This is a genomic window from Citrobacter sp. TBCS-15, assembly GCF_005280815.1.
In the GTDB taxonomy this organism is placed as follows: Bacteria; Pseudomonadota; Gammaproteobacteria; order Enterobacterales; family Enterobacteriaceae; genus Citrobacter; species Citrobacter werkmanii.
This window is the reverse complement of sequence record NZ_SZWK01000101.1, coordinates 623,573-636,848: the sequence shown is the minus strand read 5'-3', so window position 1 is coordinate 636,848 and position 13,276 is coordinate 623,573. Positions and strand designations below refer to the sequence as shown.

Sequence of the window (13,276 nt, the reverse complement as noted above, 5' to 3'; positions counted from 1 at the left end):
TGCCGGACAAGATAGCACTTTCACAACCAATGTGGGGATGAGGAGAACGTTTTACGAGGGGGATTCCAAAAATTGATCCGTTGCAAAATAAGACCTGCCGGATGGCGATGTCAGAGCATCTTATCCGGCCTACAAGCAATATCTTACTGTAGGCCGGTTGGAGCGATTACTGTACGCGCGCCAGCGCTACCGCCTGACCCAGTTGCCACACGGCCATCGCGTAGTGGGTACTGTGGTTGTAGCGGGTGATAGTGTAGAAGTTCGGCAGTCCGTACCAGTACTGATAACCGGTGCCAATGTCCAGGCGCAGCAGGCTGGCCTGCTGATGATTCCCCAACGACTGCTGCGGCGTCAGACCCGCGGCGGCAAGCTGTGAAATGCTGTACTGGGTTTTAAAGCCGTTCGCCAGCCCAGGCGCCTGACCATTCGCCGGCACCGCGACCGTATCGCCTTTTACCCAGCCATGGCCTTTAAAATAGTTCGCCACGCTACCGATGGCATCTACCGGATCCCACAAGTTAATGTGTCCATCGCCATTGAAATCGACCGCATATTCTTTATAGGAAGACGGCATAAACTGGCCGTAGCCCATCGCACCGGCGAAGGAACCTTTCAAATCGAGCGGATCATCACTTTCATCTCGCGCCATCAACAGGAAAGTTTCCAGTTCGCCAGAGAAGTATTCCGCACGACGAGGATAATTAAAGGACAGCGTCGCCAGCGCATCCAGAATTCGCGTTTTGCCCATCACGCGGCCCCAGCGCGTCTCCACGCCAATAATGCCGACGATAATTTCCGGAGGAACGCCGTAGACCTGCCACGCGCGGTTCAGGGCATCTTCATATTGATTCCAGAAGGCTACGCCGTTTTGTACGTTGTCCGGGGTGATGAATTGTTTGCGATAACGCAGCCATGCGCCGTTAGGTCCGGCTGGCGGTTGCGTCGTCGGCGCCTGACGATCCATCAGACGCAATACCGAATCCAGGCGCTTGGCCTGCGACAGGATCTCCTGCAACTGCTGACGGTCAAAGCCGTGCTTGTTCACCATCTTCTCGATGAACTGTTGCGCGTTCGGGTTATTGGCAAAATCGCCGCCCGTTAGCATGACATTATGCTGTGGCTCAAGCAGGAAACCGCCGGATGGCGTACCCGTAGTCGTTTGAGTCTCTGAAGGTTTAGGTTTGCTGCTACAGGCAGCAAGCAATACGAAAAGGGGAAGTAACGCTACATAACGACGCTTGAACATGAGACATCCATTAAACAAATTCAGCCTGGGAGAAGTATGGTAAAGCATCCTCCGCCATACAAGGAAGCAGTAGTCGCTCTGCTTCACAGAATTTCCCGCCTCTTGCACTTCCGACCGTCATATTTGCGAGCGCTTACGCAATAACTTTCACATTAAAATATTTATCTTTCATTTTGAGATCAAAATAACACTTTTAAATCTTTCAATCTGATTAAAATTAGTTTCCGTTTGGCAAGATAACTAAAAACCCCTACAGGAGAGAATAATGATCGACACCATCACACTCGGTGCTGAGTGGTTTATCGGGCTGTTCCAGAAAGGCGGAGAGGTGTTTACCGGCATGGTGACCGGTATTCTTCCCCTACTGATTAGCCTGCTGGTCATCATGAATGCGCTGATTAACTTTATCGGCCAGCAGCGTATTGAACGTTTTGCCCAGCGCTGCGCCGGAAACCCACTGTCCCGCTATCTGCTGCTGCCGTGCATCGGCACATTTGTGTTTTGTAATCCGATGACGTTGAGCCTGGGCCGCTTTATGCCAGAAAAGTACAAGCCCAGCTATTACGCAGCGGCCTCTTATAGCTGCCATTCCATGAATGGCTTATTCCCGCACATCAACCCCGGCGAGCTGTTTGTCTATCTGGGTATCGCCAGCGGCCTGACGACGCTGGGCCTTCCGCTTGGCCCGCTGGCGGTGAGCTATTTGCTGGTCGGACTGGTGACCAACTTCTTCCGCGGCTGGGTGACCGATTTCACCACCGCCATTTTTGAGAAAAAAATGGGCATTCAACTTGAGCAGAAAGTTCATCTGGCGGGAGCAACATCATGACGCGTATTCGTATTGAAAAAGGCACCGGCGGCTGGGGCGGCCCGCTTGAACTGGATGCCGTACCAGGCAAAAAGATTGTCTATATCACTGCCGGGACTCGCCCTGCGATTGTCGACAAGCTGGCGAACCTGACCGGTTGGCAGGCCGTTGATGGTTTCAAAGAGGGCGAACCGCCGGAGAATGAAATTGCTGTGGCGATCATCGATTGCGGCGGAACGCTACGCTGTGGGATCTATCCCAAACGTCGCATACCCACGATAAATATTCACGCCACGGGGAAATCCGGTCCGCTGGCCCAGTACATTGTTGAAGATATCTATGTCTCTGGCGTGAAAGAAGAAAACATCACGGTTGTCGGGGAAGCATCCGCTGCGCCGCAGCCTGCAAGCAGCACTATCGGTCGCGATTACGACACCAGTAAAAAGATTACTGAACAAAGCGATGGTCTGTTGGCAAAAGTTGGGATGGGCATGGGATCGGCCGTTGCTGTCCTGTTCCAGGCCGGTCGCGACACTATTGATACCGTTCTGAAAACCATTCTGCCGTTTATGGCGTTCGTCTCAGCGCTGATCGGCATCATCATGGCTTCTGGTCTGGGAGACTGGATAGCCCATGGACTCGCACCGCTCGCCAGCCACCCGCTGGGACTGGTGACGCTGGCGCTGATTTGCTCTTTCCCGCTGTTGTCGCCTTTCCTCGGCCCTGGTGCGGTCATCGCCCAGGTTATCGGGGTGCTGATCGGCGTACAGATTGGCCTGGGGAACATCCCTCCCCATCTGGCGCTACCGGCCCTGTTTGCCATTAATGCGCAAGCGGCATGCGATTTTATTCCGGTGGGATTATCGCTGGCCGAAGCGCGTCAGGACACGGTCCGCGTCGGTGTGCCATCAGTCCTGGTAAGCCGCTTCCTGACCGGCGCGCCTACCGTTCTCATCGCCTGGTTTGTATCCGGCTTTATTTACCAATAAGAGGCACTCAAAAATGACCGTGATTTATCAAACCACCATCACCCGTATCGGACAGAGCGCCCCGGACGCACTTTGCGACCAGATGTTGATCACCTTTCGTGAAGGTGCGCCAGCGGATATCGAAGAGTTTTGCTTCATCCATTGCCACGGAGAGCTGAATGGCGCTTTGCAAGCTGGGCTCCAGTTTGAGCTAGGCCAGCATCACTACCCGGTCACCGCCGTTGGCAGCGTGGCGGAACAGAACTTACGTGAACTGGGGCATATCACCCTACGTTTTGACGGGCTCAGTGAAGCGGAATTCCCAGGCACCGTACATGTGGCGGGCCCTGTACCGGACGATATCGCGCCGGGCTGTATTTTGAAGTTTGTTGCTTAAGATTGAAGGAGAAAAAGATGAATCAGGTTGCCGTTGTCATTGGTGGAGGTCAGACCCTGGGGGCATTCCTTTGCCGTGGGCTTGCGACAGAAGGATACCGCGTCGCGGTGGTGGATATTCAAAGTGATAAAGCCGCAAACGTCGCGCAGGAGATTAACGCCGAGTTTGGCGCAGGCACAGCGTACGGTTTTGGCGCTGATGCCACCAGCGAACAGAGCGTGCTGGCACTGTCACGCGGAGTGGATGAAATATTCGGTCGCGTCGACCTGCTGGTTTACAGCGCAGGTATCGCTAAAGCCGCGTTTATCAGCGATTTTCAGCTTGGGGATTTCGACCGCTCGCTGCAGGTGAATTTGGTCGGTTACTTCCTCTGCGCCCGTGAATTCTCACGCCTGATGATCCGCGATGGCGTTCAGGGACGCATTATCCAGATCAACTCCAAATCAGGGAAAGTAGGCAGTAAACACAATTCGGGCTACAGCGCGGCAAAATTCGGCGGCGTGGGTTTAACCCAATCGCTGGCGCTGGATCTGGCGGAATACGGTATTACCGTCCATTCGCTGATGCTCGGCAACCTGTTGAAATCACCTATGTTTCAGTCATTATTGCCGCAATATGCAACCAAATTGGGCCTTAAGCCGGATGAAGTCGAGCAGTATTACATTGATAAGGTTCCGCTCAAACGCGGCTGCGATTATCAGGACGTGCTGAACATGCTGCTGTTTTATGCCAGTTCGAAAGCCTCTTACTGCACCGGACAATCGATTAACGTCACCGGCGGTCAGGTGATGTTCTAAGAGGTATGATTGCCCGGTGGAGCTGTGCTTACCGGGCCTACGAATATTATGTCGACCGGATTCGGCGCAGCCGCCATCCGGCAAAATCAAAGGGGCGCATTATGGTTTCCGCACTGATCACCGTCGCCGCTATCGCCTGGTGCCTGCAACTGGCGCTCGGCGGCTGGCAAATATCCCACTTTAACCAGGCGTTTGACAAACTCTGCCAGCAGGGCCGGGTTGGCGTAGGTCGTTCCGGCGGACGGTTTAAACCGCGCGTGGTCGTCGCCATTGCGCTTGATGAGCAGCAGCGGGTTACCGATACGTTATTTATGAAAGGTCTGACGGTATTCGCCAGACCCGGAAAAATTGCCACGATAATGGGCAAACATCTTGATGATTTACAGCCTGATGTGATCTTTCCCCATGATCCATTAGCGCAGAATGCACTATCATTGGCGCTTAAACTGAAACATGGGTAATTTCGTTGTGAATGCTAATAGCTTGCGAAATTATCATTTTGCAACCTATACCCTAAATAATTCGAGTTGCAGGAAGGCGGCGACGCAGCGAATCCCCAGGAGCGTACATAAGTACGTGACTGGGGTGAGCGAGTAAAGCCAACGCACATGCAGCTTGAAGTATGACGGGTAAATATAAGTCAGGGTAATCACGCCTATGAAACCTCGTCAGCGTCAGGCTGCCATACTGGAGCACCTGCAAAAGCAGGGAAAATGCTCGGTTGAAGAACTGGCCCACTACTTTGACACGACCGGCACAACCATTCGCAAAGACCTGGTCATTCTGGAAAATGCCGGAACCGTCATTCGTACCTATGGCGGCGTGGTGTTAAATAAAGACGAATCCGATCCGCCTATCGATCACAAAACGCTAATCAACACGCATAAAAAAGAGCAGATTGCCGAAGCCGCCGTCCGTTATATCCATGATGGCGATTCCATCATTCTGGATGCGGGCAGCACCGTATTGCAGATGGTGCCGATGCTTACCCGCTTTAGCAACATCACCGTCATGACCAACAGTCTGCACATTGTTAACGCCCTTTCGGAGCTGGACAACGAGCAAACCATCCTGATGCCCGGCGGGACCTTTCGCAAAAAATCTGCGTCATTTCACGGTCAGCTGGCAGAAAACGCCTTTGAGCAATTCAGCTTTGATAAACTCTTCATGGGTACCGACGGCATTGATCTCAATGCCGGCGTGACCACCTTTAATGAGGTGTTTAGCGTCAGTAAAGCGATGTGCAATGCCGCTCGCGAAGTGATTCTGATGGCCGACTCCTCAAAATTTGGGCGTAAAAGCCCTAATGTTGTGTGCAGTCTGGAAAGCGTCGACAAGCTGATTACCGATGCGGGTATCGACCCTGCATTTCGTCAGGCGCTGGAAGCAAAAGGGATTGAAGTAATCATAACCGGAGAAACCAATGAGTGATGCACTACTGAACGCGGGCCGTCAGACGTTAATGCTGGAACTACAGGAAGCCAGCCGACTGCCAGAGCGACTGGGCGATGATTTTGTCCGCGCCGCCAATACGATCATGCACTGTGAAGGCAAAGTCATTGTCTCCGGGATTGGCAAATCAGGCCATATTGGCAAAAAAATTGCTGCGACCCTCGCCAGTACCGGCACCCCAGCCTTTTTTGTGCATCCCGCTGAAGCCCTGCACGGCGACTTAGGGATGATTGAAAGCCGCGACGTGATGCTGTTTATCTCTTACTCCGGCGGCGCAAAAGAGCTGGATCTCATCATCCCGCGCCTGGAAGACAAATCCGTCGCCCTGCTGGCAATGACCGGAAAACCGACTTCGCCGCTGGGCCTGGCGGCCAAAGCCGTGCTGGATATTTCTGTTGAACGTGAAGCCTGCCCGATGCGCCTGGCGCCGACCTCCAGCACCGTGAACACGCTGATGATGGGCGACGCGCTCGCAATCGCCGTGATGCAGGCGCGCGGCTTTAACGAAGAAGATTTTGCCCGCTCGCATCCGGCTGGCGCGCTGGGCGCTCGTCTGTTAAATAAAGTGCATCATCTGATGCGCCGTGACGATGCCATTCCGCAGGTGACTCTGACCACCAGCGTCATGGACGCGATGCTGGAGCTGAGCCGCACAGGCCTTGGTCTGGTGGCTGTTTGTGACGATGCGTCGCTGGTGAAAGGCGTCTTTACCGACGGCGACCTGCGCCGCTGGCTGGTTGGCGGCGGCGCGCTCACCACGCAGGTTAGCGAAGCAATGACCCATAATGGCATTACGCTGCAGGCGCAGAGCCGCGCGATTGACGCCAAAGAGATCCTGATGAAACGCAAAATCACTGCCGCACCGGTGGTAGATGAAAACGGGAAACTCACCGGTGCTATCAACCTGCAGGATTTCTATCAGGCCGGTATTATCTAATCCTTCAGCCCCAGGCGTTTCGCCAGCCGGTGCAGGTTGGCGACGTCTGTTTCCAGCGTCCGCGCGCTTGCCGCCCAATTGTGATTATTTTGCGCCAGGGCCCGGCGGATCATCTCGCGCTGAAATGACTCCGTTGCCTCACGCAAATTGTGATGCTGCGGGATCTCTGCCACGACGTCCGGCTGCGGTACAGGGCTTTCATCCTGCAAGGCAAAATGCTGTGCCTCCAGCACCACCTCATCCCCTGCCCGGGTAGCCCTTGCCAGCACAACCGCCCGATGAATGGCATGTTCCAGCTCGCGCACGTTTCCGGGCCAGCCGTAACTCAGTAGATGATTACGCGCGCCGGGGCTTAACACCACGCGGGAAAGTCCCAGCCGCAGCCGACATTGCTCGCAAAAATAGCCTGCCAGCAGCACTACATCTTCGCCGCGCTCACGCAGTGGCGGCACGGAAAGGGGAAAAACGCTCAGGCGATGAAACAGATCTGCGCGAAAATTCCCCGCCAGCACCTCTTCGCGTAAATCACGATTGGTCGCCGCCAGTACGCGCACGTCAACGCGCAGGCTGCGATCGTCCCCTACGCGCTGAATATCGCCATACTGCAATACGCGCAGCAGCTTGGCCTGCAGCGCCAGCGAGAGTTCGCCAATCTCGTCGAGAAACAGCGTGCCGTTATCCGCCATTTCAAACTTACCGCTACGATTACTGATAGCCCCGGTAAAAGCCCCTTTTACGTGACCAAAAAGTTCACTTTCCGCCACGCTTTCGGGCAACGCCGCGCAGTTGAGATACACCAGCGGATTCACCGCACGCGGCGAACCTTCATGGATAGCTTTGGCTACCAGCTCCTTCCCGGTCCCGGTTTCGCCGCTGATCAATACGTTGAGATCGGACCCTGCAACAATCTCAATCTCTTTTTTCAACTGCATCATATTGGGCGACAGACCAATCATCTGGGTTTCCGTCACCTGCTCGAAAGCCGTCGACGAACCCGGCAGCATATTCTGGCTTTCCAGTTGTTCAATCAGCAACGCATTACTCAGCGCCCCCGCCGCCAGGGCGGCAATCAGCCTCAGCTCTTCATCGCTGAAGACATCGAACTGATCGGGCTCCATGCCATCCAGCGTTAACGCACCAATCAGATTTTGTCCGGCAAACAACGGCAACCCAATGCAGGCATGGACCTTCAGGCTCTCCTGACCCGGGATTAACCCGTCATAAGGATCGGGCAGATCGCTGTCGGCAGGAAAACGTACCACGTCCCCGGCGCGGGCAATCGCCTCCAGCCGCGGATGTCCCTCCAGCGTGAAGCGGCGGCCCAGAACATCCTGCGCCAGGCCATCGATAGCCAGCGGGATAAACTGTCGTGACTCGTAGCGCAGCAGTGCCGATGCGTCGCACTCCAGCACCTGGCGCAAGGTAGTGATCAGGCGCTGAAAACGGTCCTGATGTCCGATACCGCTTTGTAATTCAATGGCGATACCCGCCAGCACATCTACTGAAAAGCTCATGGCAACCTCATTGTCATTTTGACAATTCATATTGTCATATCGACAATGAAACAAACAGTCATTTTGACTACAAATTTATAGGAAGCAAATAATAAATTATTAAAAATCAAACAATTAAAAAGTTGGCACGCAACCTGCAATTAACAAAATATCTTTTTAGAAAAACGCTGAATTAATTGAGGTTGCTATGTCTATTCTGGTTAAAAATAACATTCATTGGGTTGGCCAACGTGACTGGGAAGTGCGTGATTTCCACGGCACTGAATACAAAACGCTGCGCGGCAGCAGCTACAACAGCTATCTCATCCGTGAAGAAAAAAACGTGCTGATCGATACAGTAGACCATAAGTTTAGCCGTGAATTCGTGCAGAACCTGCGCAGTGAAATTGACCTCGCGGATATCGACTACATCATCATTAACCACGCAGAAGAAGACCACGCCGGAGCGCTGACCGAACTGATGTCCTGCATCCCGGACACGCCAATTTACTGCACCGCTAACGCAATTGATTCCATCACCGGCCACCACCATCATCCGGAGTGGAACTTCAACGTGGTGAAAACCGGTGATTCTCTGGACATCGGCAACGGCAAACAGCTGATCTTTGTTGAAACGCCAATGCTGCACTGGCCTGACAGCATGATGACCTACATGACCGGCGATGCGGTACTGTTCAGTAACGACGCCTTCGGCCAGCATTACTGCGACGAACGCCTGTTCAACGACGAAGTTGACCAGACCGAACTGTTCGAACAATGCCAACGCTACTACGCCAACATCCTGACCCCGTTCAGCCGTCTGGTGACGCCGAAAATCACTGAAATCCTCGGCTTCAACCTGCCGGTGGATATGATTGCGACTTCTCACGGTGTGGTATGGCGCGAAAACCCAACGCAGATCGTTGAGCTGTACCTGAAATGGGCGGCGGATTATCAGGAAGACCGCATCACCATCTTCTACGACACCATGTCCAACAACACCCGCATGATGGCGGACGCCATTGCCCAGGGCATCAACGAAGTTGACCCGAACGTGGCGGTGAAAATCTTTAACGTCGCCCGTAGCGACAAAAACGAAGTCCTGACCAACGTCTTCCGCTCTAAAGGCGTGCTGGTCGGTACTTCCACCATGAACAACGTGATGATGCCGAAAATCGCCGGACTGGTGGAAGAGATGACCGGCCTGCGTTTTCGTAACAAACGCGCCAGCGCCTTTGGTTCTCACGGCTGGAGCGGCGGCGCAGTAGACCGCCTGTCCACCCGCTTACAGGATGCGGGTTTTGAGATGTCGCTGAGCCTGAAGGCGAAATGGCGTCCGGATCTGGATGCGCTGGAACTGTGTCGTCAGCATGGTCGTGAAATTGCACGTCAGTGGGCGCTTGCTCCGCTGCCGGAAACGGTGGTGAAAGCGGCAACCAAAGAAGAAGAGTGCGCCTGTGCCGCTGCGGCTGCCGCTGACCTTGGCCCAAGCATGCAGTGCAGCGTGTGTCAGTGGATTTACGATCCAGCAAAAGGTGAACCGTTGCAGGATGTCGCGCCAGGTACCCCATGGAGCGACGTGCCGGATAACTTCCTGTGCCCGGAATGTTCATTAGGTAAAGACGTCTTCGACGTACTGGCAACGGAGGCAAAATGAGCCGCGAAATTGTCATTATTGGTTCGGGCTTCGCCGCCCGCCAGTTAGTCAAAAATATCCGTAAACAGGATGCAACTGTTCCGTTGACCCTGATTGCCGCTGACAGCATGGATGAGTACAACAAGCCCGATCTCAGCCACGTTATCAGTCAGGCACAGCGTGCAGACGACCTCACCCGCCAGTCGGCGGGGGAGTTTGCCGAACAGTTTAACTTGCGCCTGTTCCCATACACCTGGGTGACCGACATCGACGCTGATGCTCACATCGTGAAAAGTCAGGACCAACAGTGGCAGTATGACAAGCTGGTTCTGGCTACGGGGGCTTCAGCCTTTGTGCCTCCAGTTACCGGACGTGAGTTAATGCTCACACTGAACAGCCAGCAAGAATACCGCGCCTGTGAAACGCAACTGCGTGATGCCCAGCGGGTACTCATTGTCGGCGGTGGTTTGATTGGCAGTGAGCTGGCGATGGATTTCTGCCGTGCCGGTAAAGCGGTAACGCTTATCGACAACGCCGCCAGCATTCTCGCCTCGCTGATGCCACCGGAAGTCAGCAGTCGCTTACAGCATCGTCTGACCGATATGGATGTGCATCTGCTGCTGAAATCCCAGCTTCAGGGTCTGGAAAAAACTGAATCGGGTATTCGCGCCACGCTCGATCGCAGCCGCAGCGTAGAAGTCGATACGGTGATCGCCGCAACCGGTCTGCGCGCGGAAACAGCGCTGGCCCGTCGCGCCGGATTGAACATCAATCGTGGCGTCTGCGTCGACAGCTATCTGCAAACCAGCCACCCGGACATTTATGCGCTCGGCGACTGTGCGGAAATTAATGGTCAGGTCCTGCCGTTCCTGCAGCCGATTCAACTGAGCGCCATGTATCTGGCGAAAAACCTGCTCGGCGGCAATGCGCCATTGAAGCTGCCTGCCATGCTGGTAAAAGTTAAAACGCCGGAACTGCCATTACATCTGGCAGGGGAAACCCAGCGTCGCGATCTGAACTGGCATATTGCCGCTGAAGCGCAAGGTATGGTGGCCAGAGGAATGAACGAAGAAGGCCAGCTATGTGCGTTTGTGGTCAGTGAAGACCGAATGAAAGAGGCCTTTACGCTGCTGAAAACGTTGCCCGTGTAAGTTTGTGATGCCGGATGGCTGCCGCGCCTTATCCGGCAATGCCGCTACTGATTTATTAACCTCACGCACATGGACGTGCGTTGCCACTTGTCGGTATGCCCCGACATGTTTTTCTTGCCCCGCCAGTCCCGGGGCTTTTTTTATTTTTGCGCCAACCAGCGCGCCGCGGTAATCACGCCCTGCCCCAGCGATAATCCCCCATCCCCCGCAGGTAAACGCTGCGGAAACAGTAAGGTGAAATCAGCCAGATAAAATGCCAGCCGCGATGACAACAAACGGTTATGCATCACGCCACCGCTGAATACTAACGTCTTAACACCACGCGCTTCGGCCTGCTCACGCATCAGCGTGGCAAACCCACTCGCCAGCGCATCATGAAACGCCCACGCCCTTGCTGCAGGCGCCCCCTGCCAGTTCAGCCATTGCTGCCAAAACACAGCCAGGTCAAGTTCATTACCTTGCAACGGGATGGTTACCGGATGCTCAACACCATCACATTGCGAGGCCAACGCCTCCAGCGCGCAGGCGGCCTCGCCTTCATAACTCAATGAAGTCGGAGCGCACTGGAGCGCGGCGGCAACGGCATCAAACAGCCGTCCGCACGATGACGCCAGCGGCGCATTGATCCCCCGCTCAATGGCGCGTGCCAGCACGTTCCAGTTTTGCTGTTGCAGCGCCGATGTTTCCGGGTAACGCTGCCAGTCAGGGACAAAACGCAGACACTGCGCGAGCAGGTTACGCCACGGCTGCTTTGCCGCCAGATCGCCGCCCGCCAGCGCGACCGCGGGTAAGCCACCCAGGTGTTCGCATTCACGATAGTTGACCCGCAAACACTCTCCGCCCCACAGCGCGCCGTTTTCACCCATGCCGATACCGTCTAACGTCAGAGCGATAACGTCGCCACCGTCCAGCGGCCAACCGTGCTCGGCAAGGCTCGCAGCGGCATGCGCATGGTGATGCAGCACCGTTTCGGTCGGCAGATTCATCTCACTGGCCCACTGGCTGGAAACATAGCCGGGGTGAGCATCATGAACAATACGCTGTGGCGTAAAGTCATAAATGTTCTGGATCAGGTGCAGCGCATCACGCCACTGCTGCTGGATGCCGTCATCACTGAGATCGCCCAAATGCTGACTGATAACCGCCTGTTCGCCACGCACCAGACAGAAGGTATTTTTTAGATCCGCGCCTAAACACAGCATCGGCGGCACGTCACGAAAACCCGGCGGCAGTGCGACCGCATCCGGCACGTAACCCCGCGAACGGCGCAGCATTTCCCCGCTTTCACGCACCACGGAGTCATCCATACGCTGCACAATTTCGCGGTTATGCAGCAGGAAACCGTCGGCAATCTCGCGTAAATCTGCCAGCGCCTGCGCGTTGGTAATGGCTGGCGGCCTGCCGCTGAGGTTGCCGGAGGTCATTACCAGCGGGCAATTCATCTCTTGTAACAGGAGATGCTGCAACGGATTCGCTGGCAACATGACGCCAACTTCCGTTAACCCTGGCGCAATTCCCTCGCTCAGTGCCGCTACACAGCGTTTCTGCACCAGCACGATCGGCGCGGCAGGAGTGGTTAACAGACGACGTGCGGCTTCAGGCAATCCGTCGTCAGCAGGCAACATCACCGCCAACGGTTTAGCCGGGCGATGCTTACGCAAGCGAAGCAGCGCCACGGCGCCATCATTTCGCGCATCGCAGACCAGATGAAAACCGCCAATACCTTTCACCGCGACAATGCCGCCCGCTTTTAGCAACGCCACCGCCGCCTGCAGCGCCTCTTCTTTTTCCGCTCGCTCACCCGCGCTTAACCACTCAAGATGTGGGCCACATTGCGGGCAGGCAACAGGTTGGGCGTGAAAGCGACGGTCGTAGGGATCGCGATACTCTGTATCGCATTGCGCACAGAGAGGGAAGGACGCCATCACGGTAAACGGACGGTCGTACGGCATGGCGCGGATAATCGTAAAACGTGGACCACAATGAGTACAGTTGATGAAGGGGTAGCGATAACGACGTTCGCCGGGGGTGTTCATTTCAACAAGGCATTCGGGACAAGTCGCGGCGTCCGGGACAATTTGCGTATTCATCGTACCGCCTGCACTTTGGCGAATCGAGAAATCGGCAGGCTGCTGCGTCCAGGCGAATGGTTCGCTCTCAATGCTATCAATGCGCGCCAGCGGCGGACAATGTTGATGCAATTGCGCAATAAACTCCGCCGGATCTTCCTGTAAGCGCACCACCACACCGTCACCGTCGTTGCACACGTCGCCATGCAGTTGCAGGCGCTGCGCCAGTTGCCAGACGAAGGGGCGAAAGCCGACGCCCTGTACCTTACCGCGAATACGCAGTTGTACGCCGGAGTGGTTGTTGATTGTCATTATGTCCTTC

General features: G+C 55.1%; 12 protein-coding genes. 9 read left to right on the top strand and 3 right to left on the bottom strand.

The window, feature by feature from the left end; translation table 11 throughout:
* Window positions 1-166: 166 nt before the first annotated feature.
* The gene (gene mltB, locus FDW96_RS06070; RefSeq protein ID WP_038633043.1) at window positions 167-1,246 is read right to left on the bottom strand and encodes a lytic murein transglycosylase B; all 1,080 of its coding nucleotides are present in this window, start codon (window positions 1,244-1,246) and stop codon (window positions 167-169) included.
* A gap of 265 nt (window positions 1,247-1,511) precedes the next feature.
* On the opposite strand from mltB, the gene srlA reads away from it, so the two are divergent.
* From srlA to gutQ, 7 genes are all read left to right on the top strand, one after another.
* Window positions 1,512-2,075, top strand: coding sequence for a PTS glucitol/sorbitol transporter subunit IIC (gene srlA / locus FDW96_RS06065; protein ID WP_003825953.1), 564 nt, complete (start codon window positions 1,512-1,514; stop codon window positions 2,073-2,075).
* A complete protein-coding gene (locus FDW96_RS06060; RefSeq protein ID WP_042310556.1) occupies window positions 2,072-3,043 on the top strand; it encodes a PTS glucitol/sorbitol transporter subunit IIB in 972 nt (323 codons plus the stop codon). The genes srlA and FDW96_RS06060 overlap by 4 nt, the downstream gene beginning before the upstream one ends.
* A gap of 13 nt (window positions 3,044-3,056) precedes the next feature.
* Complete coding sequence (gene srlB / locus FDW96_RS06055) at window positions 3,057-3,419, top strand: PTS glucitol/sorbitol transporter subunit IIA (protein ID WP_042310558.1); 363 nt, start codon at window positions 3,057-3,059, stop codon at window positions 3,417-3,419.
* A 17-nt stretch (window positions 3,420-3,436) separates the two neighbouring features.
* On the top strand, window positions 3,437-4,216 hold the full coding sequence (gene srlD, locus FDW96_RS06050; RefSeq protein WP_006687183.1) for a sorbitol-6-phosphate dehydrogenase: 780 nt from the start codon (window positions 3,437-3,439) through the stop codon (window positions 4,214-4,216).
* 101 nt (window positions 4,217-4,317) lie between these two features.
* Window positions 4,318-4,677, top strand: coding sequence for a transcriptional regulator GutM (gutM, locus tag FDW96_RS06045; RefSeq protein WP_137365358.1), 360 nt, complete (start codon window positions 4,318-4,320; stop codon window positions 4,675-4,677).
* Window positions 4,678-4,873: 196 nt separating this feature from the next.
* A complete protein-coding gene (locus tag FDW96_RS06040) occupies window positions 4,874-5,647 on the top strand; it encodes a DNA-binding transcriptional repressor (RefSeq protein WP_006687181.1) in 774 nt (257 codons plus the stop codon).
* The gene (gene gutQ / locus FDW96_RS06035; protein ID WP_137349499.1) at window positions 5,640-6,605 is read left to right on the top strand and encodes an arabinose-5-phosphate isomerase GutQ; all 966 of its coding nucleotides are present in this window, start codon (window positions 5,640-5,642) and stop codon (window positions 6,603-6,605) included. Before FDW96_RS06040 ends, gutQ begins: the two co-directional genes overlap by 8 nt.
* Here the strand turns inward: gutQ and norR are convergent.
* Complete coding sequence (gene norR / locus FDW96_RS06030) at window positions 6,602-8,119, bottom strand: nitric oxide reductase transcriptional regulator NorR (RefSeq protein ID WP_137365357.1); 1,518 nt, start codon at window positions 8,117-8,119, stop codon at window positions 6,602-6,604. The genes gutQ and norR overlap by 4 nt on opposite strands.
* Before the next feature lie 187 nt (window positions 8,120-8,306).
* Between norR and norV the strand changes: the two genes are divergently transcribed.
* Together norV and norW are read left to right on the top strand one after the other, a co-directional pair.
* On the top strand, window positions 8,307-9,755 hold the full coding sequence (gene norV / locus FDW96_RS06025) for an anaerobic nitric oxide reductase flavorubredoxin (protein ID WP_137365356.1): 1,449 nt from the start codon (window positions 8,307-8,309) through the stop codon (window positions 9,753-9,755).
* Window positions 9,752-10,885, top strand: a complete 1,134-nt coding sequence (norW, locus tag FDW96_RS06020) for an NADH:flavorubredoxin reductase NorW (RefSeq protein WP_137365355.1) — start codon at window positions 9,752-9,754, stop codon at window positions 10,883-10,885. Before norV ends, norW begins: the two co-directional genes overlap by 4 nt.
* A gap of 140 nt (window positions 10,886-11,025) precedes the next feature.
* On the opposite strand, the gene hypF is transcribed toward norW, so the two are convergent.
* Window positions 11,026-13,266 carry a carbamoyltransferase HypF gene (gene hypF, locus FDW96_RS06015; protein ID WP_137365354.1) on the bottom strand — a complete coding sequence of 747 codons (2,241 nt, stop codon included), beginning with the start codon at window positions 13,264-13,266 and terminating at the stop codon, window positions 11,026-11,028.
* Window positions 13,267-13,276: the final 10 nt, after the last annotated feature.